24 protein-coding genes are annotated in these 22423 nt (G+C 71.4%); 18 read left to right on the forward strand and 6 right to left on the reverse strand.

From position 1 onward, the window contains the following. Positions 1-129 precede the first annotated feature (129 nt). Positions 130-2250 carry a transglycosylase domain-containing protein gene (locus tag OHQ87_RS30335; protein WP_328343444.1) on the forward strand — a complete coding sequence of 707 codons (2121 nt, stop codon included), beginning with the start codon at positions 130-132 and terminating at the stop codon, positions 2248-2250. Positions 2251-2270: 20 nt separating this feature from the next. Here OHQ87_RS30335 and OHQ87_RS30340 read toward each other — a convergent pair whose 3' ends face one another. After that, complete coding sequence (locus tag OHQ87_RS30340) at positions 2271-3731, reverse strand: SDR family oxidoreductase (protein WP_328343446.1); 1461 nt, start codon at positions 3729-3731, stop codon at positions 2271-2273. 135 nt (positions 3732-3866) lie between these two features. On the opposite strand from OHQ87_RS30340, the gene OHQ87_RS30345 reads away from it, so the two are divergent. From OHQ87_RS30345 to OHQ87_RS30400, 12 genes are all read left to right on the forward strand, one after another. After that, positions 3867-4298 (forward strand): hypothetical protein, encoded by a 432-nt coding sequence (locus OHQ87_RS30345; protein WP_328343448.1) that lies wholly within the window; start codon positions 3867-3869, stop codon positions 4296-4298. A 173-nt stretch (positions 4299-4471) separates the two neighbouring features. Further along, the gene (locus OHQ87_RS30350; protein ID WP_328343450.1) at positions 4472-4708 is read left to right on the forward strand and encodes an AtpZ/AtpI family protein; all 237 of its coding nucleotides are present in this window, start codon (positions 4472-4474) and stop codon (positions 4706-4708) included. Positions 4709-4719: 11 nt separating this feature from the next. Beyond that, positions 4720-5517: a F0F1 ATP synthase subunit A gene (gene atpB / locus OHQ87_RS30355; RefSeq protein ID WP_328343452.1), complete on the forward strand. Its 798-nt coding sequence runs from the start codon at positions 4720-4722 to the stop codon at positions 5515-5517. A 101-nt stretch (positions 5518-5618) separates the two neighbouring features. Next, positions 5619-5855: a F0F1 ATP synthase subunit C gene (locus tag OHQ87_RS30360; RefSeq protein WP_328343453.1), complete on the forward strand. Its 237-nt coding sequence runs from the start codon at positions 5619-5621 to the stop codon at positions 5853-5855. Between the two features lie 26 nt (positions 5856-5881). Further along, the gene (locus OHQ87_RS30365; protein ID WP_328343454.1) at positions 5882-6421 is read left to right on the forward strand and encodes a F0F1 ATP synthase subunit B; all 540 of its coding nucleotides are present in this window, start codon (positions 5882-5884) and stop codon (positions 6419-6421) included. Next, the gene (locus OHQ87_RS30370) at positions 6421-7242 is read left to right on the forward strand and encodes a F0F1 ATP synthase subunit delta (RefSeq protein WP_328343455.1); all 822 of its coding nucleotides are present in this window, start codon (positions 6421-6423) and stop codon (positions 7240-7242) included. The genes OHQ87_RS30365 and OHQ87_RS30370 overlap by 1 nt, the downstream gene beginning before the upstream one ends. 87 nt (positions 7243-7329) lie before the next feature. Beyond that, positions 7330-8973: a F0F1 ATP synthase subunit alpha gene (gene atpA, locus OHQ87_RS30375; protein ID WP_328343457.1), complete on the forward strand. Its 1644-nt coding sequence runs from the start codon at positions 7330-7332 to the stop codon at positions 8971-8973. Between the two features lie 9 nt (positions 8974-8982). After that, positions 8983-9912 (forward strand): F0F1 ATP synthase subunit gamma, encoded by a 930-nt coding sequence (locus OHQ87_RS30380; protein ID WP_328343459.1) that lies wholly within the window; start codon positions 8983-8985, stop codon positions 9910-9912. After that, positions 9912-11369: a F0F1 ATP synthase subunit beta gene (gene atpD / locus OHQ87_RS30385; protein ID WP_328343460.1), complete on the forward strand. Its 1458-nt coding sequence runs from the start codon at positions 9912-9914 to the stop codon at positions 11367-11369. Before OHQ87_RS30380 ends, atpD begins: the two co-directional genes overlap by 1 nt. 273 nt (positions 11370-11642) lie before the next feature. Continuing rightward, entirely contained in the window at positions 11643-12785 is a 1143-nt protein-coding gene (locus OHQ87_RS30390; RefSeq protein ID WP_328349073.1) for an LCP family protein, read from the forward strand. Positions 12786-12921: 136 nt separating this feature from the next. Then, positions 12922-13200, forward strand: coding sequence for a F0F1 ATP synthase subunit epsilon (locus OHQ87_RS30395; protein ID WP_328343461.1), 279 nt, complete (start codon positions 12922-12924; stop codon positions 13198-13200). A 12-nt stretch (positions 13201-13212) separates the two neighbouring features. Beyond that, on the forward strand, positions 13213-13668 hold the full coding sequence (locus OHQ87_RS30400) for a DUF2550 domain-containing protein (RefSeq protein ID WP_328343462.1): 456 nt from the start codon (positions 13213-13215) through the stop codon (positions 13666-13668). A gap of 12 nt (positions 13669-13680) precedes the next feature. Here the strand turns inward: OHQ87_RS30400 and OHQ87_RS30405 are convergent, their stop codons facing one another. Further along, positions 13681-14277, reverse strand: coding sequence for a class I SAM-dependent methyltransferase (locus OHQ87_RS30405; RefSeq protein WP_328343464.1), 597 nt, complete (start codon positions 14275-14277; stop codon positions 13681-13683). A gap of 129 nt (positions 14278-14406) precedes the next feature. On the opposite strand from OHQ87_RS30405, the gene OHQ87_RS30410 reads away from it, so the two are divergent. From OHQ87_RS30410 to OHQ87_RS30420, 3 genes are all read left to right on the forward strand, one after another. Then, a complete protein-coding gene (locus OHQ87_RS30410) occupies positions 14407-15588 on the forward strand; it encodes a sensor histidine kinase (RefSeq protein WP_328343467.1) in 1182 nt (393 codons plus the stop codon). After that, entirely contained in the window at positions 15585-16283 is a 699-nt protein-coding gene (locus OHQ87_RS30415; RefSeq protein WP_328343469.1) for a response regulator transcription factor, read from the forward strand. The genes OHQ87_RS30410 and OHQ87_RS30415 overlap by 4 nt, the downstream gene beginning before the upstream one ends. Before the next feature lie 82 nt (positions 16284-16365). Next, positions 16366-17094 (forward strand): DedA family protein, encoded by a 729-nt coding sequence (locus OHQ87_RS30420; RefSeq protein ID WP_328343471.1) that lies wholly within the window; start codon positions 16366-16368, stop codon positions 17092-17094. 55 nt (positions 17095-17149) lie between these two features. Here OHQ87_RS30420 and OHQ87_RS30425 read toward each other — a convergent pair whose 3' ends face one another. Both OHQ87_RS30425 and OHQ87_RS30430 read right to left on the reverse strand, forming a co-directional pair. Further along, positions 17150-17569 carry a VOC family protein gene (locus OHQ87_RS30425; RefSeq protein WP_328343473.1) on the reverse strand — a complete coding sequence of 140 codons (420 nt, stop codon included), beginning with the start codon at positions 17567-17569 and terminating at the stop codon, positions 17150-17152. Then, positions 17545-18117: a cob(I)yrinic acid a,c-diamide adenosyltransferase gene (locus OHQ87_RS30430; protein WP_328343475.1), complete on the reverse strand. Its 573-nt coding sequence runs from the start codon at positions 18115-18117 to the stop codon at positions 17545-17547. Before OHQ87_RS30430 ends, OHQ87_RS30425 begins: the two co-directional genes overlap by 25 nt. Here OHQ87_RS30430 and murA point away from each other — a divergent pair. Beyond that, the gene (gene murA, locus OHQ87_RS30435) at positions 18116-19555 is read left to right on the forward strand and encodes a UDP-N-acetylglucosamine 1-carboxyvinyltransferase (RefSeq protein WP_328343477.1); all 1440 of its coding nucleotides are present in this window, start codon (positions 18116-18118) and stop codon (positions 19553-19555) included. The genes OHQ87_RS30430 and murA overlap by 2 nt on opposite strands. Before the next feature lie 101 nt (positions 19556-19656). Further along, positions 19657-20505 (forward strand): 3-hydroxyacyl-CoA dehydrogenase family protein, encoded by an 849-nt coding sequence (locus OHQ87_RS30440; RefSeq protein ID WP_328343479.1) that lies wholly within the window; start codon positions 19657-19659, stop codon positions 20503-20505. Between the two features lie 154 nt (positions 20506-20659). Here the strand turns inward: OHQ87_RS30440 and OHQ87_RS30445 are convergent, their stop codons facing one another. Both OHQ87_RS30445 and OHQ87_RS30450 read right to left on the reverse strand, forming a co-directional pair. Further along, entirely contained in the window at positions 20660-21505 is an 846-nt protein-coding gene (locus tag OHQ87_RS30445; protein WP_328343481.1) for an ABC transporter permease, read from the reverse strand. After that, positions 21505-22350, reverse strand: coding sequence for an ABC transporter ATP-binding protein (locus tag OHQ87_RS30450; RefSeq protein ID WP_328343483.1), 846 nt, complete (start codon positions 22348-22350; stop codon positions 21505-21507). The genes OHQ87_RS30445 and OHQ87_RS30450 overlap by 1 nt, the downstream gene beginning before the upstream one ends. Positions 22351-22423: the final 73 nt, after the last annotated feature.

The following is a 22423-nucleotide window of genomic DNA, read 5'->3' on the forward strand; positions in this document are numbered from 1 at the left end:
GGCGGCGTGTCCCGTCCCGCGCGCCGTGTGTGCCGTGCGAGCTTTTTCCGTATTCGGGGAAAGATGAGAGTTCGGGCGGTTTTGCGGGTCATGCTGAACGGGTCCTGACGACTCCTGCGGGGAGTACTGATGATCCGGGCCCACCTCGACAAGGCGTTCACCGTGTTGATCGCCGGCGTGCTCGCCGGTCTGGTGCTGGCGGTGGCGGCCCTGCCGCTCGCCCTGGTGTTCGGCATCGGCTTCGGCGGGCTCGCATCCTCCTACGCCGAACTGCCTAACACCCTGCGCACCCCACCCACCGCCCAACGCTCCACCCTGTACGCCGCCGACGGCGTCACCCTGATCACCTCGTTCTACACCGAGGACCGGGTGGACGTGCCGTTGGTCAAGGTGGCCCCGGTGATGCGGCAGGCCATCGTGGCCGCCGAGGACGCCCGGTTCTACCAGCACCGGGGCGTCGACCTGCGGGGGGTGGTCCGGGCGTTCACCGTCAACCAGCGTGACGGCCGGGCCCGGCAGGGCGCCTCCACGCTGACCATGCAGTACGTCCGCAACGTGCTCAGCAACGATCCCCGGCTGACAAAGGAACAGCGGAAGAAGGCCACCGAGGTCAGCACCGCCCGCAAGCTCCAGGAGATGCGGTACGCCCTGGCGTTGGAGCGGGAGCTGACCAAGGACGAGATCCTCACCCGCTACCTCAACATCGCGTACTTCGGCGCCGGGGCGTACGGCATCGCCGCCGCGACCAAGCGGTACTTCTCCACCACCGCGGCCAACCTGACCCTGGACCAGGCGGCGCTGCTGGCCGGGCTGGTCCGCTCCCCGGACACCGACGACCCGATCAACGGCGACGCCGACGCGGCGCTGACCCGGCGGTCGTACGTGCTGGACCGGATGGTGGCGCTGGCCCAGGTGCCGGCGGCGGACGCGGCGGCGGCCCGGGACGCCCCGCTGGCGTTGCGCCCCAGCCGGACACCGAATGACTGCACCGCAGTGCCCGAGACTCGTAACGACTGGGGCTTCTTCTGCGACTGGTTCACCCAGTGGTGGAGCGACCAGCCGGCCTTCGGCGCCACCGCCGCCGAACGACAGGACACCCTGCGCCGGGGCGGTTTCCGGATCGTCTCCTCGCTCGACCCGGCCGTGCAGCGGGCCGCCGTACGCCAGGTGACCGACATCTACGCCGTCGACGATCCCCGGGCGGCACCCGCAGCGGTGGTCCAGCCGGGCACCGGCCGGGTGTTCGCCCTGGCGGTGAACCGCAACTACAGCGTGGCTCCGAACCCGGCCGGGCAGCAGAACTATCCGAACACGGTCAACCAGCTGATCGCCGGCGGCAACGGCATCGAGGGATACCAGGCCGGCTCGACGTTCAAGCTGTTCACCCTGTTGGCCGCCCTGGAGTCCGGGCTGCCGCTGGAGACCGGCTTCGTCGCGCCGAGCCGGATCGTGACCCGCTTCCCGACCGACGACCCCCGGGCCGGCTGCGGCGGGCGGTGGTGCCCGGCCAACGCCACCCCCGAGTGGATGGACGGCTACCGCACCATGTGGACCGGCTTCGGGCGCTCGGTGAACACCTACTTCGCCTGGCTCACCGAGAAGGTCGGCGCGGACCGGGTGGTGGAGATGGCCGAGCGGCTGGGCATCCGGTTCCGCGCCCCCGACGACGCCGCACTGGCCCGGCACAGCGCCCGCGACTGGGGGGCGTTCACCCTCGGCGTCTCCTCCACCACCCCGCTCGACCTGGCCAACGCGTACGCCACGGTGGCCGCCGAGGGGACCTGGTGCGCGCCGCTGCCTGTGGTGTCGATCACCGACAGCGCCGGGCACGAGGTGGCCGCGGGTCGGCCGGACTGCCGGCAGGTGATCGACACCGAGGTGGCCCGCGCCGCCGCCGACGCGGCCCGGTGCCCGGTCGGCGACCAGTCGATGTACCGCCGCTGCGACGGTGGCACGGCGGAGAAGCTCCGTCCGGGGCTGGGCCGTCCGGTGGCCGGCAAGACCGGCAGCTCGGAGCGGAACGAGACCGAGTCGGTGGTGGCCTTCACCCCGCAGCTCGCGGTCGCCCAGATCGCCGCCAACCCGGACGACCCGCGCGACGCCGTCGGTGCCGCCGTCCAGTCCCGGATGGTCGACGCGGTGGGCCGGATCCTCGCCGCCGCCCTGTCCGACACCCCCGTCCGGGACTTCGTCCCGCCCAACGAGTCCATCACCTACCGCCTCACCCCCACCCCCCGCACCGGCAACTGACCTCGTCCCGGGACGGGGGATCAGCGGGTCGGGGCGTGGTTGGCGATGTTGCGGGCCATGCCGCCGAAGACGACGGCGTGGAAGGGGGCCACCGAGAGCCAGTAGAGGTGGCCGGGCAGGCCGCGGGGGAGGAAGACGGCGCGTTGGACGTAGCGGGCGCGGCCCTCTCCGACCGGTTCGGCGCGCATCTCCAACCACGCCCGACCGGGTAGGCGCATCTCGGCACGCAACCGGAGCAGCTCACCCGGGACGATCTCCTCCACCCGCCAGAAGTCCAACGCCTCGCCGACCTGGAGGCGGTGCGGGTCACGGCGGCCCCGACGCAGTCCCACCCCGCCGACCAGCCGGTCCAGCCAGCCCCGGACGGACCAGGCGAGCGGGAACGAGTACCACCCGTGTTCACCGCCGACGCCCTCGATCACCCGCCAGAGCGCGGCCGGCGAGGCGTCGACCTCGCGTTCCCGGACGTCGGTGTAGACCGTGCCACCGGACCAGTGCGGGTCCGACGGCAGCGGCTCGGCCGGTGCGTCCGGGCCGCTCGCGTTCGACCAACGGGTCTCCACCTGGGCGTCGCGCACCATGGTCAGGGCCAGCGCGACGGCGTCGTCGAAGCCGGTCAGTCCGCCGGGCGGGTCGGGCAGCCACCGGGCGATGTCGTGTTCGTGCGCCACCGCCTCGTGGATCAGGCTCTCCACCAGCGGGCGGGCGATGGCGTTCGGCACCGGCGTGATCAGCCCCACCCAGTGCGAGGAGAGCGCCGGGGTCAGCGGGCGGACCGGCACGATGATCCGGCGGCGCAACCCGGCGACCCGGGCGTACCGCTGCATCATCTCCCGGAAGGTGAGCACGTCCGGGCCGCCGATGTCGAAGGCCCGGTCCACCTCGGCCGGCAGGGTGGCACAGCCGACCAGGTAGCGCAGCACGTCCCGGACGGCGATCGGCTGGATCCGGTTGCCGACCCAGCGGGGGGTGACCATGGCCGGCAGCCGCTCGGTGAGGTAGCGCAGCATCTCGAAGGAGGCCGACCCGGATCCGATGATCACGGCGGCCCGTAACACCACCGTGGGCACTCCGCCGGCCAGCAGGATCCGCGCCACCTCGGCCCGGGACCGCAGGTGCGGCGAGGGCACCTCGCCGCCCGCCGCCGGCTCCGGCCCACCCAGATAGACGATCCGGCGTACGCCGGCCGCGGCGGCGGCCGCGGCGAAGTGGGTGGCGGCCTCCCGGTCGGCCGCCTCGAAGTCGGCCTGCCCCAGCGAGTGCACCAGGTAGTACGCGACGTCGACGCCCTCGAAGGCGGCCGGCAGCGTCTCCGGTTTCCGCAGGTCCCCCTCGACCACCTCGGCGTAGGCGGCCCAGGGCACGTCGCGCAGTCGACCGGCCTTACGGGCCAGGCAGCGCACCTGGTGCCCCTCGGCCAGCAGTCGGGGCGCGAGCCGCCCACCGATGTACCCGGTGGCGCCGGTGACGAGGCATCTCACGGTCACCAGTGTGCGGCTCCGTAGACTCCTTCGCTGTGGAGAACGCGAAGCACACCTGGTGGGGGTCGGACGTCGAGCGGCTCGGCAGCGGCCTGACGGGCACCGGGTCGGTCGGCGGCTTCCCGGCGTACCCCCGTGGCTGAGCCCGGGGCGGGTACGGCGGCGACGGCCGACGACCGGGGTTGGCGGTTGCGCCACCTGCCTGTGCTGTTGGCCGCCTCGGCGGTGCTGGGGGCCCTCGCGGCGCTGGTCGGCGGGGTGACCGGCGGTGCGGACGCGGCGGTCGGCGCGGCGGCCGGGGTGGCGGTGACGGTGCTCAGCCACACCCTGACCACCGTGGTGCTGGCCCGGGCCGACGCGGTCAACCCGCAGCTGGTGCTCCCGCTCGGCCTGGGGCTGTACGCGGCCAAGTTCACCCTGCTGGGGGTGTTCATGGTGGCGGTGGCGTCGACCGGGTGGGACGGACTGGTTCCGCTCTGTGTCGGCATCGCCGCCGGCGTGGCGGTCTGGACCGGAGTGCACATCTGGTGGCTGACCAGGGTGCATTCCCGTCGATCGGTCGACTGACCGTCCCAATTGGTGGACACGCGCGCGACTGTCCGCGTTCGGTCATTCTCTGGTTGGCGGAAGGGGAGTAGCGTGCCCCCAGACGAAGGAGCCCGCCGGAAGCCCACACAACGAAGGTTGTGCGGGGGGTGAGGCACAGCCTCGTCTCCTCGGCTGATATCGTTCGCCCCGTCATGGCTGGTGACCGAACCCCCCAACCCACCGGCGGTCCGGACGACGTTCCGACCGGCGCCGGTCAGGGCTGGACCGCGCTCTCGTACCTCATCGGGGGCATGCTCGTCTGGGGTTTCATCGGCTGGCTGGTCGACCAGTGGCTCGACTCCGGCGGCATCGCCACCGGGATCGGTGTCGTGCTCGGCATGGCCGGGGGAATCATCCTGGTCGTCCGCCGGCTCGGCACGCCTACTTAGGAAGGGACGCGGTGTTCGGACAGGCGAACGTCCTGGCAGCGGGCCAGGCGGCATTCCCACCCAGCGTGGAGGACTTCTACCTGCCCAGCATCCTGCCCTGGGGTGCGCACGACTCGTACTGGTTCACCAAGGTCACGGCGATGGTCTGGATCGCGGTCGGCATCCTGATCATCTTCTTCCTGGCGACCTACCGGAAGCCGCAGCTGGTGCCGACGAAGAAGCAGTGGCTGGCCGAGTCGATCTACGGCTTCGTGCGGAACAACATCGCGATCGACATGATCGGGCACCGGGGGGTGCGGTTCGCGCCGTACTTCACCACGCTGTTCTGCTTCATCCTGCTGACCAACCTCTTCGCGATCGTGCCGTTCTTCCAGATCTCCCCGAACTCGCACATCGCCTTCCCGGCCTTCCTCGCCGTGATCAGCTACGTGATGTTCAACTACGTCGGCATCCGGCACCACGGCGTCGGCAAGTACTTCAAGCACGCGCTGATGCCGCCGGCACCCTGGTACATCCTGCCGCTGCTGGTCCCGATCGAGCTCTTCTCGACCTTCATCATCCGGCCGTTCTCGCTGGCCGTGCGTCTCTTCGCCAACATGTTCGCCGGCCACATGCTCCTGTTGGTCTTCACGCTCGGCGGCTTCGCGATGATCAGCGCCAACGCCTGGCTCGCGCCGGTCTCGGTGCTGTCCTGGGTGATGACCATCGCGCTCACCTTCCTCGAGTTCCTGGTGATCTGTCTGCAGGCGTACGTCTTCACGGTCCTCACCGCCAGCTACGTGCAGGGCGCGCTCGCCGACGAACACTGATCCACCCGGGCAGGGGCTCGTGAGCGAGCACTCGTCCACCGCACCAACCCGTTGTCGTCCCGCGTGAGAGTCACGCGAGATACCCAGGAGGAACCACACCCATGGACGCTAGCGTTCTCGCCGAGGTCACCGGCAGCACCGCCGCCATCGGCTACGGCCTCGCCGCCATCGGCCCGGGCATCGGCGTCGGCCTGGTCTTCGCCGCCTACATCCAGTCGACCGCCCGGCAGCCGGAGTCGTCCCGGATGACCCTGCCGTACGTCTGGATCGGCTTCGCCGTCATCGAGGCGCTCGCCCTGCTCGGCATCGCCTTCGGCTTCATCTGGTCCGGCGCCTGATCCCCCCTCTGACCGGGAGGTCTCTCATGTTCCTTCTCGCCGCAGAGGGTGGTGAGTCGACGCACAACCCGATCTTCCCGATCTGGCAGGAGATCGTGGTCGGTGGTGTCGCCTTCATCGTGCTCTGCATCGTGCTGATGAAGTTCGTCTTCCCCCGCATGGAGCAGACGTTCCAGGCCCGGGTCGACGCGATCGAGGGTGGCATCAAGCGCGCCGAGGCCGCCCAGGCCGAGGCCAACCAGCTCCTCGAGCAGTACCGCGCGCAGCTCGCCGAGGCGCGTACCGACGCCGCCAAGATCCGGGACGACGCACGGGCCGACGCGGAGGGCATCCGACAGGACATCCTCGGCAAGGCACGCGAGGAGTCCGACCGGATCATCGCGGCCGGCAAGGAGCAGCTCGCCGCCGAGCGGGCCACCATCGTGCGTGAGCTGCGCACCGAGGTCGGCACCATCGCGGTCGACCTGGCCAGCAAGATCGTCGGCGAGTCGCTGGCCGACGAGGCGCGCCGCAAGGGCACCGTGGACCGGTTCCTGAGCAACCTCGAGAGCACGGGGGCCCGCTGATGCAGGCCGCCAGCCGGGAGTCGTACGCGATCGCGGCCGAGCGCCTCGACGCGTACGTCCGCGGTGCGGAGCCGTCGGCGGTGGCCACCACCGCCGACGACATCCTCTCCGTCGCCGCCCTGCTGCGGGGCGAGCCGCGGCTGCGCCGGGCGCTGTCCGACCCGGCCCGCTCCGGCGACGACCGCGCCGGGCTGCTCGACGGCATCCTGGCCGGCAAGATCGGCGCGGACGCGCTCGGCCTGCTGACCGGCCTGGTCGCCGGCCGTTGGTCGACGCCGTCGGAGCTGCTCGACGGCACCGAGCGGCTCGGGGTGGAGGCGCTGCTGGCCAGCGCCGACTCCGCCGGCGACCTCGGTGAGGTCGAGGACGAGCTGTTCCGCTTCGGCCAGGTGGTCGCCGGTCAGTCCGCGCTCTCCGCGGCGCTCGCCGACCCGATCGCCCCGGCCGGGCAGCGGGCCGCGCTGGCCCGGGAGTTGCTCGACGGCAAGGCCCGCCCGGTCACCGTCCGCCTCGTCGAGGCGGCTCTCGGCGGGTTCGGGGGGCGCTCCTTCACCGGGGCACTCACCCGGCTGGTCGAGCTGGCCGCCGATCGGCGGGACCGCCAGGTCGCTTACGTGACCGTGGCTGCCCCGTTGAGCGAGGCCGACGAGCAACGGCTCGGTGCCCGCCTCTCCGCGATGTACGGTCGAGAGGTTTCCGTCAAGCAGACGGTCGACCCGGAGGTGCTCGGTGGGGTGAGCGTGCGGGTCGGTTCCGACCTGTACGACGGCACCGTCCTGCGCCGCCTCAACGAGACCCGCAACGCGCTCGTGAAGCGCTGACAAGCGGCCTCGCCGCCCTTTGATCGACGCCATTCGGACCGGTCGGTACTAGGTATCCCGGGCCCCTGAATTTTAAGGAAGCAGAGGATGGCCGAGCTGACCATCTCGACGGAGGAGATCCGCGGCGCCCTGGAGCGCTACGTCTCCTCCTACTCGACCGACGTCTCCCGCGAGGAGGTCGGCACCGTCGCCGACACCGGTGACGGCATCGCCCACGTCGAGGGGCTGCCCTCGACCATGACCAACGAGCTCCTGGAGTTCGAGGACGGCACGCTCGGCGTGGCGTTGAACCTCGACGTCCGGGAGATCGGCGTCGTCGTTCTCGGTGACTCCGCCAAGCTGGAGGAGGGGCAGCGCGTCAAGCGCACCGGCCGGGTGCTCTCCGTACCGGTCGGCGACGCCTTCCTCGGCCGCGTGGTCAACGCGCTCGGCCAGCCGATCGACGGCCTCGGCGACATCGCCGACGAGGGCTTCCGCGAGCTGGAGCTCCAGGCCCCGAACGTGATGTCCCGGCAGTCGGTCGACGAGCCGCTGCAGACCGGCATCAAGGCGATCGACGCGATGACCCCGATCGGTCGGGGCCAGCGGCAGCTGATCATCGGCGACCGGAAGACCGGCAAGACCACCGTCGCGCTGGACACCATCCTCAACCAGCGGGACAACTGGCGCTCCGGCGACCCGAAGAAGCAGGTCCGCTGCATCTACGTCGCCATCGGCCAGAAGGCCTCCACGATCGCCTCGATCAAGGGCATCCTGGAGGACGCGGGCGCGCTGGAGTACACCACCATCGTGGCCTCCCCGGCGTCCGACCCGGCCGGTTTCAAGTACCTCGCCCCGTACACCGGCTCGTCCATCGGGCAGCACTGGATGTACGGCGGCAAGCACGTCCTGATCGTCTTCGACGACCTGAGCAAGCAGGCCGAGGCGTACCGGGCCGTGTCGCTGCTGCTGCGTCGCCCGCCGGGCCGTGAGGCGTACCCGGGTGACGTCTTCTACCTGCACTCCCGCCTGCTGGAGCGCTGCGCGAAGCTCTCCGACGCGCTGGGTGGCGGCTCGATGACCGGCCTGCCGATCATCGAGACGAAGGCCAACGACATCTCGGCCTTCATCCCGACCAACGTCATCTCCATCACCGACGGCCAGATCTTCCTGGAGTCCGACCTGTTCAACCAGGGCGTCCGGCCGGCCATCAACGTCGGTACCTCGGTCTCCCGGGTCGGTGGCGCCGCGCAGATGAAGCCGATGAAGAAGGTCTCCGGCTCGCTGCGGCTCAACCTGGCCCAGTTCCGTGAGCTGGAGGCGTTCGCCGCCTTCGCCTCCGACCTGGACAAGGCCTCGCAGGCCCAGCTGAACCGGGGCTCCCGGCTGGTCGAGCTGCTCAAGCAGCCGAACTACTCGCCGTACCCGGTGCAGGAGCAGGTCGTCTCGGTCTGGTCCGGCGTCGAGGGCAAGCTGGACGACGTCCCGGTCGGCGAGGTCCGTCGCTTCGAGTCGGAGTTCCTCCAGTACCTGCGGCACAAGCACGAGGGCGTGCTGGCCTCGATCGCCGGTGGCAAGTGGGGCGACGACATCGCGTCCTCGCTCGACTCGGCCATCACCGAGTTCAAGCAGGTCTTCCTCGGCAAGGCCGACGAGCACCGGGTCAACGACGCGCCTGCCAAGCCGCTGGAGGGCGAGGCCGACCGCGAGACGGTCACCCGGTACGCCGGCGGCGACGCCGAGAAGCAGTAGGGCTGACTCATGGCGGCCCAGGTACGCGTTCTTCGTCAACGGATCCGTTCGGCGAAGGGGATGAAGAAGATCACCAAGGCGATGGAGCTCGTGGCGACGAGCCGCATCGCCAAGGCCCAGGCCCGGGTGACGGCGTCCCTGCCGTACGCCCAGGCGATCACCGGCGTGCTCACCGCGCTGGCCTCGAACGCCCGGATCGACCACCCGCTGCTCACCCCGCGCGAGCAGGTGCGGCGGGCGGGCGTCCTGCTGGTCACCTCCGACCGGGGCCTGGCCGGCGGGTACAGCTCCAACGCGATCAGGACCGCCGAGTCGCTGATCGCCCGGCTCACCGCCGACGGCAAGGAGCCGGTGCTCTACGTCATCGGGCGTAAGGGCCTGACGTTCTACCGGTTCCGCAACCGGGAGATCGCGGCGAACTGGACCGGCTTCTCGGAGCAGCCCACCTTCGCCGACGCCCGCGAGGTGGGTGAGACGCTGATCGCGGCGTTCACCGCCGGTGCGGACGACACCGACGGTGACGCCGGACCGGACGGGGTGCTCGGCATCGACGAGTTGCACATCGTCTACACCGAGTTCCACAGCCTGATGACGCAGAACCCGGTCACCAAGATCATCGGTCCGATGCAGGTCGAGGACCGGCCGCGCTCCGAGGGGCTGCTGCCGGCGTACGAGTTCGAGCCGGAGGCGGAGTCGCTGCTCGACGCGCTGTTGCCGAGGTACATCAACACGCGGATCTACGCGGCGTTGCTGGAGTCGGCGGCGAGCGAATCGGCGGCCCGTCGGCGGGCGATGAAGAGCGCCACCGACAACGCCGAAGACATGATCGAGAAGTACACGCGTGAGATGAACTCGGCCCGCCAGGCCGGGATCACCCAGGAGATCAGTGAGATCGTCGGCGGCGCGAACGCGCTGGCCGCGTCGGGAAGTGAAGTGTGATGACTGTATCCGCAGTTGCCGGGGGACCGGCAGAGACCAGGACGGCCACCGGTCGCGTGGTTCGGGTCATCGGCCCGGTCGTCGACGCCGAGTTCCCGCGCGACGCCATGCCGGCCCTGTTCAACGCCCTGCACGTCGAGGTGAACCTCTCCGGCGGTGAGAAGACGCTGACCCTGGAGGTCGCCCAGCACCTGGGTGACAACCTGATCCGCGCCATCTCCATGCAGCCGACCGACGGTCTGGTCCGGGGCGCCGAGGTCACCGACACCGGCTCGCCGATCACCGTCCCGGTGGGCGACGCGGTCAAGGGCCACGTCTTCAACGCCATCGGCGAGTGCCTCAACCTCACCGAGGGCGAGACGCTCGACGCGGACGACCGGTGGGGCATCCACCGCAAGGCCCCGGCCTTCGCGGACCTGGAGCCGAAGACCGAGATGCTGGAGACCGGCATCAAGGTCATCGACCTGCTCGCCCCGTACGTCAAGGGCGGCAAGATCGGCCTGTTCGGCGGCGCGGGCGTGGGCAAGACGGTGCTCATCCAGGAGATGATCACCCGTGTTGCCCGGAACTTCGGTGGTACCTCGGTCTTCGCCGGCGTGGGTGAGCGCACCCGTGAGGGCAACGACCTGATCGCCGAGATGACCGAGTCCGGCGTCATCGACAAGACCGCGCTGGTCTACGGCCAGATGGACGAGCCGCCGGGCACCCGGCTGCGGGTGGCGCTGTCCGCGCTGACCATGGCCGAGTACTTCCGGGACGTCAAGAAGCAGGAGGTGCTGCTCTTCATCGACAACATCTTCCGCTTCACCCAGGCCGGTTCCGAGGTCTCCACCCTGCTCGGCCGGATGCCGAGCGCGGTGGGTTACCAGCCGACCCTGGCCGACGAGATGGGCGAACTCCAGGAGCGGATCACCTCCGTCCGGGGCCAGGCCATCACCTCGCTCCAGGCGATCTACGTGCCCGCCGACGACTACACCGACCCGGCGCCGGCCACCACCTTCGCCCACCTGGACGCGACCACCAACCTGGAGCGGTCGATCTCCGACAAGGGCATCTACCCGGCCGTGGACCCGCTGGCGTCCTCGTCCCGGATCCTCGCCCCGGAGTTCGTCGGTGAGGAGCACTTCACGGTGGCGACCGAGGTCAAGCGCATCCTCCAGCGCTACAAGGACCTCCAGGACATCATCGCGATCCTCGGCATCGAGGAGCTCTCCGAGGAGGACAAGCTCACCGTCGGCCGGGCCCGCCGGATCGAGCGCTTCCTCTCGCAGAACACCTACGCCGCCGAGCAGTTCACCGGCGTGCCGGGCTCGACGGTCGCGATCGCCGAGACCATCGAGGCGTTCAAGAAGATCAGCGAGGGCGAGTACGACCACTTCCCCGAGCAGGCCTTCTTCATGTGCGGCGGTCTGGAGGACCTGGAGCGCAAGGCGAAGGAGCTGATGTCGGAGGGCTGAGCCCCCCGACAGTCGTCGGCCGAGCCGCACGACAAGGCGTCCCACGAAGGCCACCCCGGTCGCACACCGGGGTGGCCTTCGGCCGTTACCGGCCTGGTGAGTGCGGTTGTCCGGTTGCCGGGGGAGCGGCCTGCGCGCGGGCACGGTACCGTTTTGCGTACGACGCTCACGAACGGGTGTCGATCCGGTGCAACTTTCGACGGTGGACGCCCGTCTTCTGTTCGTGGACGTGACGAATTCTCGTGACGGATCCTCGTGGCGCGACGAATGGAGCTGCTCGTGGGTAAGACCGGCAAGGGCGGCGGCAAGCCGTCCATCTGGTCGGGGGTGCCGCGCTGGGCCCGGGTGTGCACCGTCTTCGGGGTCGTGCTGATGATGCTCAGCGGCGCGGTCCTGGTGGGCTACGAGACGCTGCTGTCCCGCTACGAGGGCTCGGTGGGCAAGGCAGACCTCTTCGGCGACAAGGCGGCCGGGGCGCAGGAGCGCAAGAGCAACGTCAAGGGCCCGTTGAACATCCTGCTGGTGGGCATCGACCCGCGGGACGCGAAGACCCCGCCGCTGGCCGACTCGATCATGGTGCTGCACGTGCCCGAGTCGCTGGACCGGGCCTACATCTTCTCCGTCCCGCGCGATCTCTACGTCGACATCCCCAAGTTCGACAAGGCCGGCTACCGGGGCGGCTCCGGCAAGATCAACGGCGCGATGTCGCACGGCAGCATCGTCGAGGGCAAGAACCCCAGCGCCCCGCAGGGCTTCGAACTGCTCGCCAAGACCGTGCAGAAGGCGACCGGGATCGAGCGGTTCGACGCTGGCGCGATCATCAACTTCACCGGCTTCCAGAAGATCGTCGACGCGATGGGCGGCGTCGACATGTACATCGAGCGGGAGGTCAAGTCCGAGCACCGCGAGCCGAACGGCAAGCATCGCAAGGGCAACCCGTACGGCGAGGGCTACATCGGGCCGCAGGCGGTCTACAAGAAGGGCAACCAGCACCTCAGCGGCTGGCAGGCGCTCGACTACGTCCGGCAGCGGTACCCGAAGAACGGTGTCCCGGACGCCGACTACGGCCGGCAGCGGCACCAGCAGCAGTTCATCAAGGCGATGGTCGGCCAGGCGTTCAGCGCCGACGTGGTGACCAACCCGATCAAGCTGGACCGGGTGATCCGGGCCGCCGGTCAGTCGCTGACCTTCAACGGCCGGGGCAGCAGCGTGGTCGACTTCGCCATCGCGCTCAAGGGCATCCGCTCGGAGAACGTCGAGATGATCAAGCTGCCGGGGGAGGGGATCGGCACCGGCAACGGCTACCGGGGGGAGCGTTTGCTGCCCGCCGCCGACGACTTCTTCGCCGCCCTCGGCAACGAGCAGTTGGACGCCTTCCTGCTGGAGCATCCGGAGTTCCGCAACAAGGCCAAGTGATCCCCGCCCGGTGGCGGTGCCGCCCCACGGTGCCGCGACACGCCGGGTGGTGGTGCAGGTCTCGCCACCCGCGTTGGGGTGGCACCAGCGGCCGGACTAGACTTTCGACAATCCGTCGCCGCAGCAAGGAGACAGCGTGGCACAGCAGCTTCACGTCGACCTCGTAGCCGTCGAGGAGAAGGTCTGGTCCGGCGAGGCCGAGATGGTCGTCGCCCGTACGACCGAGGGTGAGCTGGGTGTGCTGCCTGGGCACGCGCCGCTGCTCGGTCAGCTGGCCGAGCCCAGCCAGGTCCGGATCAAGCAGGCCGGCGGCCAGCAGGTCGCCTTCGACATCACCGGCGGATTCCTGTCGGTCGGCGCCGAGAGCGTGACAGTGCTCGCCGAGAGTGCCACCCCGGCCACTCCGGCCCGCTGAACCCGCCCGCCGATGGAGATCGTCGAAGGGATCGGAATCGGCATCGCGGTGCTCCTGGTCGCGGTCCTGATCCTCTTCGTCCGGCGGGCGCTGGTCACCCGTAGCGGTGGCATCATCCGGCTGAGCGTCCGGGTCACCACAGTCCTGGATGGTCGGGGCTGGTCCCCGGGCTTCGCCCGGTTCGTCGGCGACCAGCTGCGCTGGTACCGGATGTTCAGCTTCGCCCTACGGCCCAAGCGGGTGCTCTCCCGCAAGGAGCTGGTGGTGGAGCGACGGCGGCTGCCCGAGGGGCAGGAACGGCTCTCCATGCCGTCCGACTGGGTGATCCTCCGCTGTACCAGTCGACACGCGCCGGTCGAGATCGCCATGGCGCGGTCGACGGTGACCGGTTTCTCCTCCTGGCTCGAGGCCGCCCCACCCGGGGCGGCCTCGCCACGTATGGCCTCCCAGGACTGGCCAGCCGCCTGACCCGTCGTCCGGTCAGTCGCCGGCCCGCAGCGGGCGACGACAGTGGTAGACCAGCGCCGGCGGCAGGTTCCCCCAGACCGTCCGGCCCACGGTGACCTCGTCGAACACCTGCTGCAGCAGACTGCGGAAGCGCCGGGCCGGCGGGGTCCACAGGGCGTGCCGGTAGGCGAACGTGGTGAAGACGCCCCCGTCGCCCAGCCCGGCCGCCACCGCATCCAGCACGCTGCGCTGCCGGCTCTCCCGGAACGCCGCCCACGGCAGGCCGCTGACCACCACGTCGGCGGACGGGTGCCGTCGTGCGGCCAGCAGACCGCCGAGCGCCGCCGCGTCGCCGAGCACCACCTCCACCGTCGGGTACCGCCGGGCCACCCGGGCCGCGAAACGCGGGTTGACCTCCAGCGCCAGGTGCTGCCCCCGGCCGCCGAGCCGACGCTGGATGGCCCGGGTGAACGCGCCGGTGCCCGGGCCCAGCTCGACCACCACCGGGTCGCCCGTGCCGGGCACCGCCGCGGTGATGTCGGCGGCCAACCCCGCGCCGCTGGGGGCCACCGCGCCCACGGTGAACGGATGCCGGGTGAACTGGCTCAGGAACGCCCACGAATCGCTCATGCCGCCGAGGCTAGGAACGACTGCCGGGTCGCCGGATCGCCCCGGTGGCCCGAGCACCGGCCACCCGGAGGAGGCCGGGCGGCCGGTGGGAGGACCGCCGTCCGACCGCTGCTCCGTAGGGTTGGCCGGGTGAGGGGCGGACGTACCTGGTGGCCGGAGCTGCTGCTCGGGCTGGTCGCGGCCGGGCTGGGCCTGGCCAGCGGGCTGAATAGCCTGACCCCGGAGGTCACCGACCGGGGCGTCAACGTGGCGCTCGCCGTGATCGCCGGGCTGGCGCTGGTGGGGGTACGCCGGTGGCCCGGCCCGGTGCTGGTGCTGGAGAGCGCGCTGATGCTGGCCGCAGTCCAGTTCGCGCCGTTCGGCACGGGTACCCCGCTGTTGTGCGCCGCGGCGGCGCTGGGGTTCGTCGCGTACCGGGCGGGCTGGCCGGCCACCGGCGCGGCCTTCGCGCTGTTCCTCGCGGTGGTGATCTACACGGTGCTCGACTCGGGCCCGCCGGACGCGCTGGTCGGCGGCCCGGGCCTGCTCCGGTTGGCCATGCTTGTCGGTTCCTCGGCCGCGCCGGTCGCCTTCGGCCGTTACCTGCGGGGGCTGCGCAACGCGGCGGTGGTGGCCGAGGAACGGGCCCGGGACGCCGAGTCGCGGCAGGAGATGCAGACCCGGGCCGCCCGGCTCGCCGAACGCGCCAGCATCGCCCGGGACCTGCACGACATCGTCGCGCACCACGTCGCGGCGATCGCCCTCCAGGCCGGGGCCGCCCAGTACGCCACCCGGCGGACCGGGCGGGTGGACGAGGCCGTCACGGCGCTCGGCGAACTGCGGTCCACCGCCGGACGGGTGCTGGACGAGCTACGCGAGCTGTTGGAGGTGCTGCGCGATCCGGAGGCGATCGAGGGTGGCGCGCCGATGGTCGAGCCCGAGCAGATCATCACCGAGGCGCAACAGTTGGTCCGGGCCGCTGGCCTGGCGGTGCAGGTCACCGTCGACGACCGGGCGGCCAGCACCCCGCTCGTGGTGCGCACCACCGCCGCCCGGGTGATCCAGGAGGGCCTGACCAACAGCCTCAAGCACGCCGGTCCGGGTGCGACCGCCAGCGTGGTCGTCCGGTCGGAGCCGTTCGGGCTGCTGGTCGAGGTGCGCGACAGCGGCCCGGAGCACCCCCGGCCCGGCCCGGCGCTACCCTCGTCCGGGCACGGACTGGCCGGGATGCGGGAGCGGGTGGGGCTGTTGGGTGGCACCCTGACCGCCGGCCCGACCCATGCCGGCGGGTGGCAGCTGCTGGCTCGGCTGCCGGTACGGGGGGTTTCGTGATCCGGGTGCTCGTGGTGGACGACCAGGCGCTGGTCCGGGCGGGGGTGGGCCTGCTGTTGCGCACGGCCGGTGGTTTCGAGATCGTCGGCGAGGCGGGAGACGGCCACGAGGCGGTCCGCCTCACCGAACGGCTGCGCCCCGACATCGTCCTGATGGACCTTCGGATGCCGCGGATGGACGGCATCGAGGCGACCCGCCGGATCCTCGCCCGGCAACCGGGGGTCCGGGTGGTGGTGCTGACCACCTTCGCCGACGACGCCGACGTCTACGGCGCGCTGGGTGCCGGGGCGATCGGCTACCTGGTGAAGGACGGCGTGCCCGAGGAGCTGATCGACGCGGTGAGTCGGGCGGCCCGGGGGGAGGCGCTTGTGGCACCGCCGGTGCTGGCCCGGATCGTCCGTCGGGCGATCGCCGCCCACGACCACGAGCTGCGGCCGGAGACCAGCGCGCCGCAGCCCGGGTTGCAGCTGCTCAGCCCCCGGGAGCGGGAGGTGCTGGCGTTGGTCGGCACCGGCCTGTCCAATGCGGAGATCGGTGCCCGGCTGCACCTGGGGGTCACCACGGTCAAGACCCATGTCTCGGCGGCCATGGAGAAGCTGGACCTGCGCAACCGGGTGCAGGCGGCGGTGGTGGCGCACCGGCTCGGCCTGGTGGACGACGACTTCAACCCGGTGCCCACCCCGGGAACGCCCTAGGGGCACGACCGGCCACCCGGAGGACCCGGCCCGGCCGGCGGGAGGACCGGTGGGGCCGGCTGACTGCCGCACGCTTGCCGACATGACCTTCGTGGACTCCCTGCTGGACCGCCTCGGCACCCTGCCGCCCGGATTCGTCCTGCTGACCGCGGCGGCGGTCCTCGCCGCCGAGGTGGGCCTGCTGCTCGGGCTGGTGCTGCCGGCGGCGACCACGATGCTGACCGTCGGGCTGCTGGCGAGGGCCGGTCGGCTGGACCTCGGCACGGCCCTCGCCGTCACCACCCTCGCTGCCTTCGCCGGGGATCAGCTCGGCTACCTGGAAGGTCGGCTGTTCGGACCCCGGCTGCGCGGCGGCCGGCTGGGCCGGTGGGTCGGCGAGCACCGGTGGCGGCGGGCTGAGGCGCTGATCGTCGCCCGGGGCGGGACGGCGGTGCTGCTCGGCCGGTGGACCGCCTTCGTCCGTACCCTGGTGCCCCGGGTGGCCGGCGCGGCCGGGCTGCCGTACGCCCGGTTCGTGTTCTTCGACGGGGTCGCGGTGCTGGTCTGGGTGCCCGGCACGGTGCTGCTCGGCTGGGCGGCCGGCGCGGCGTCCACGGGGCTGCCGACCGCTGTCGGCGGCGCGGTGGTCGTGGTGGTCGTGGTCGCGTTGACCGTACGCCGGGCCCAGGCGCGGCGTCGGCGGGCACCGGTCCGGCCCTGCGCCGGGGCGGTCCGGCCCGGTCGATCACCGAGGTGCCGGGTGCCCGGTTCCCGACGGCCGGGTGCCGGACGGAGCGCCCCGACCCGCCGGGGCGCACTGGACCGGTCCTGACCCCGTGTACCTCGGCCGGCGTCCTGACCCGTGGCCCGGCTCTCGGCGGTGCCGGTCAGTCGGTTCCGGCGACCAGTTCCACCTCGTAGCCCTGCCCGTCGGTGAGGTAGCCGGCATAGCTGTCCGGGCCGCCGGCGTGCGGGTGGCGGTCGGCGAACAGCAGCGTCCAGCCGTGGGCCGGTGCGGCGGCCACCAGCCGGTCCACCGCGTGCGGCGGACCGGCGTGGAAGGCCAGGTGGTTGAGGCCCGGAGCGAGCCGGTCGTGGACCCGTCCGGCCAGCGCCGGGGACTCCTCCAGGACCAGGTACGTCGGGCCGTGCCGCCAGGACCGGCCGGCGGACCAGTCCTGGTACGGCGTCCAGCCGAGCTCACCGAGCAGCCAGCCCCAGCTCCGCTTCGCGGCCTCCAGATCGGGTACCCAGACCTCGACGTGGTGCAGCGCGCCCGTGCTCAGCGCTTGCCGCCCGGCACCCATAGCACATCGCCGCCCGGATTGGCCGTCCTTGACAGGATGAACAGCAGGTCGGACAGGCGGTTGAGATACTTGGCCGGAAGGGAGCTGGTGCGATCCGGATCGTGGGCGACCAGGGCCCAGGCCGCCCGTTCGGCGCGCCGGGCGATCGTCCGTGCCACGTGCAGCAGCGCCGCGCCTGCGGTGCCGCCGGGGAGGATGAAGGAGTCGAGCTTGCTCAGACGCCCGTTGTACTCGTCGCACCAGCCTTCGAGGCGTTCGACGTACTCCTCGGTGACCCGCAGCGGTGGGTACGCCGGGTCCGGCTCGACGGGGGTGGCCAGGTCGGCGCCGACGTCGAACATGTCGTTCTGGATCGACTCCAGCACGGCCCGCAGCTCGTCGTCGAGCTGCCCCAGGGCGAGCGCCACACCGAGCGCGGCGTTGCACTCGTCGACGTCCGCGTACGCGGCGATCCGTGGATCGGTCTTCGGCACCTGCTCGTTGTTGCTCAGCCTGGTCATGCCGGCGTCGCCGGCCTTGGTGTAGATGCGCGTGAGGTGGACGGCCATGACGCACAGCCTACGGATACCGGACCTGACCATCCCGGCCCGGCCGGACCCGGCCGGCTGGCCGGCGGGGGTGGGGCCGGGTGACGCCGGTGACCCGGCGGTCGACGACGTCGACGTCATCCGGGTCGGCGGGGACGCCCGGCTGGCCGGCACGGTGCACGTCGTCGGGGCGAAGAACTCGGCGTTGAAGCTGATGGCGGCGGCACTGCTGGCACCGGGGCGGACGGTGATCACGAACGTGCCCCGGATCACCGACATCGCCATCATGGGGGAGGTGCTGCGTCGGCTCGGTTGCGTGGTCAGCTTCGATACGGACGACCCGGTGGACCCGATGGTGGCGTACGGCGGGCAGGCCCGGTCCCGGTCGGTCGTCATCGACGTACCCGAGCAGCCCGGCGCGGACGCCGACTACGACCTGGTCCGCCGGCTGCGGGCGTCGATCTGCGTGCTCGGCCCGCTGCTGGCCCGCCGGGGGTACGTGCGGGTGGCCCACCCGGGCGGCGACGCCATCGGCTCGCGGGGCCTGGACATGCACATCGCCGGGCTGGCCCGGATGGGCGCGGACGTCTCCGGTGAGCACGGTTTCGTCATCGCCGCGGCCCCGGGCGGCCTGCGGGGAGCCGAGATCGTGCTGGACTTCCCGAGCGTGGGCGCCACCGAGAACCTGGTGATGGCGGCGGTGCTGGCCCGGGGTGTGACGACGATCGACAACGCGGCCCGGGAGCCGGAGATCGTCGACCTCTGCACCATGCTCAACCGGATGGGCGCCCGGATCTCCGGTTGCGGCAGCTCCACCCTGCGCATCGTCGGGGTGCCCGCGCTGAGGCCGGTGCGGCACGCCACGGTGGGGGACCGGATCGTGGCCGGCACCTGGGCGTTCGGCGCGGCGATGACCCGGGGGGACGTGACGGTCACCGGGATCGACCCGGCCTGCCTGGAGGTCGCGCTGGACAAGCTGGTGTCGGCCGGAGCGCTGGTCGAGACCCGGGGTGACGCCTTCCGGGTACGCGCCGACGACCGGCCCGCCGCCGTCGACGTGGTCACCCTGCCGTACCCGGGGTTCGCCACCGATCTGCTGCCGATGGCGATCGGGCTGGCGGCGGTGAGCGACGGCGCGTCGCTGATCACCGAGAACATCTTCGACGGCCGCTTCATGTTCGCCAACGAGATGACCCGTCTCGGTGCGGACATCAAGACCGACGGCCATCACGCCGTGGTGCGGGGCCGGGACCGGCTCTCCGGTGCACCGGTACGCGCCACCGACATCCGGGCCGGCGCCGGGCTGATCATCGCGGGGCTCTGCGCGGACGGGGTCACCGAGGTCTCCCACGTGCACCACGTCGACCGGGGCTACCCGGACTTCGTGGCCGACCTGCGGGCGCTCGGCGTGGAGGTGGAGCGCGGTACCGCCCCGGAGGCTCCCGACCTGACCATCTGATCCGCGCCGTCTGACCCGCGCCGGTGCCGGTGGCTTAGTGGTCGTTCAGGCCCGCCTACTAGGGTGCTGGCAGACACTCAATCGCAGCGAGGGAGAAGCAGATGGCGGGTCGACTCGCGGTCGTCGGGGCCGGGCTGATGGGCTCCGGCATCGCCCAGGTGGCGGCGCAGGCGGGCTGGCAGGTGACGCTGCGGGACGTGGACGACGCAGCCACCGCCCGGGGCCTGGCCGGGATCCGGAAGTCGCTGGCGAAGTTCGCCGAGAAGGGCAAGATCGACCCGTCCGAGGTCGAGGCGACCTTGGCCCGGATCACCCCGACCACCGAACTGGAGGCGGCGGCCGACGCGGACGTGGTGGTCGAGGCGGTCTTCGAGAAGATCGAGATCAAGCACGAGGTGTTCCGCGCGCTGGACAGGATCTGCCGGGCCGACGCGGTGCTGGCGACAAACACCTCGGCCATCCCGGTGACCCAGATCGCCGTGGTCACCGAGCGGCCGGAGTCGGTCGTCGGCACCCACTTCTTCTCCCCGGTGCCGATGATGAAGCTCTGCGAGCTGGTCCGCGGCTACAAGACAAGCGACGCCACCATCGCCACGGCGAAGGCGTTCGCCGAGGAGATCGGCAAGACGGTGGTGGTGGTCAACCGGGACATCGCCGGCTTCGTCACCACCCGGCTGATCTGCGCTCTGGCCATGGAGGCGGTCAGGCTGGTCGAGTCCGGGGTGATGTCGGCCGAGGACCTGGACACCGCCTGCAAGCTGGGCTTCGGTCACGCGATGGGTCCGCTGGCCACTGTCGACCTGACCGGCGTGGACGTCCTGCTGAACGCCACGAAGAACATCTACACCGACACCGCCGACGAGAAGTTCTTCCCGCCGGAGCTGCTCCAGCGGATGGCGACCGCAGGCGACCTGGGCCGCAAGACCGGCCAGGGCTTCTACTCCTACTGAGCCGACCCGGCCGGCGTAGCCCGGTCGTAATGTCGCCGATACTGCGGTATCCGCACCAGCGGATACCGCAGTATCGGCGCAACTGTGTCGATCACGTCCCGCCCCGGCCCCGCCCGGCGCGGCGTGGGGCCGGCGGGACGCCGGGGGCGGCGGGTCAGCCGTCGCGCTTGGTGGTCCAGCGGAAGGTGGTCAGGCAGAGGACCAGGCCGATCACGCACCACAGCGCCAGGACCAGGGCGACCCGGCCCAGCTCGAAGGAGCCGCCGGGTTCCTGGGCGCCGAAGCTCGCCGGCAGGAAGACCGCGCGCAGCCCCTGGCACATCCACTTGAGCGGGAACAGCGCGGCCACCTGCTGCATCCAGGTGGGCAGGTCGGTGAAGACGAAGAACACCCCGGAGATGAACTGGAGCACCAGGGAGACCGGGGTGACCACCGCCGAGCCGCTGCGCGCGGTGCGGGCCAGCGACGAGATGGCGATCCCGCACAGGGTGCAGGCGGTCACCCCGAGCACGGCGACCCAACCGAAGGTGAACCACTTCCCGGCGGTGGCCGGCAGGTCGAGGTCGAACAGCGCCACGGCGACCGCCAGCAGCAGCGCGGTCTCGGCGATGCCGATCGCCACCACCATGATCACTTTGCCGGCGAACCAGACCCACTTTGGCATCGGGGTGCCCCGGTAGCGCTTGAGCACGCCCCGGTCCCGCTCGATCGGGATCCAGATGCCGAGGTTCTGGAAGCTCACCGTCATCAGGCCGGTGGCGATCATGCCGGTGATGAAGTACTGGGTGAACTTCACCCCGCCGCCGATCGTCCCGTCGAAGATCGACGCGAAGATCAGGATCATGATGATCGGGAAGCCCATCGTGAAGACGACGGACTCCCTGCTGCGCAGGAACTGGGTGATCTCCAGCCGACCCTGGCGCAGGGCGAGCGCCCCCGGCCCGATCCGTCGGCCGCCACTGGTGGGGACCGGGGTCGCCGGCCTCGTGCTGGTCGTCATCAGTGTCCGATCATGCTCAGGTAGACGTCTTCCAGGGTCGGCCGGGTCACCGTGAGACCGGGCACCTCACCGCCGTATCGCGCGGCCAGCTCCGCCACCAGCGCCGTCGGCGTCGCACTCTGCGCCGACTCCGGCGTCCCGTCCGGGGTACGCCAGGAGACTGTCGCCAGGGCGTCCTGCCGGTTGCCGAGCCGGTCGGGTGGGGCCACCTCTACCAGCCGGCCGGCGGCGATCACCCCGACCCGGTCGGCAAGCGACTCGGCCTCGTCCAGGTAGTGGGTGGTGAGCACGATGGTGGTGCCGGCGGCGGCGAGGTCCCGGATCAGCTCCCAGAACTCGCGCCGGGCCTCCGGGTCGAAGCCGGTGGTGGGCTCGTCGAGGAAGAGCAGCTCGGGGCGGCCGATGATGCCCAGCGCCACGTCGAGCCGGCGCTTCTGTCCGCCGGAGAGGGTGTGCGTGCGGGCCCTCGCCTTGGCCCCCAGCCCGACCCGCTCGACGACCTTGTCCGGGTCGTCCGCGTCGGGATAGAAGCCGGAGAAGTGCCTGACCACCTCGCCGACGGTCAGCTCGTCGAACTCGCCGGTGCCCTGGAGCACGATGCCGACCCGGGACCGCCAGTCGGCCGCTGGCCGGGCCGGGTCGTTGCCGAGCACGTTGACCTCGCCGGCGTCGCGCTGCCGGTAGCCCTCCAGGATCTCCACGGTGGTGGTCTTGCCCGCGCCGTTGGGGCCGAGCAGGGCGAACACCTCGCCCCGGCGGACGTCCAGGTCCACCCCCGCCACCGCGACGTTGTCGCCGTACGCCTTGCGCAGTCCCCGTACGGAGATCGCGAGCTCGTCATCCATGACGTCCAGTGTGCGACCAAGCCGACCTGGGCGGCAGCGGGGGGTGTGGTGGTGTGGTGTCGTCGGCGGCGGG

The sequence above is a fragment of the Micromonospora sp. NBC_00421 genome (assembly GCF_036017915.1).
GTDB lineage: Bacteria > Actinomycetota > Actinomycetes > Mycobacteriales > Micromonosporaceae > Micromonospora.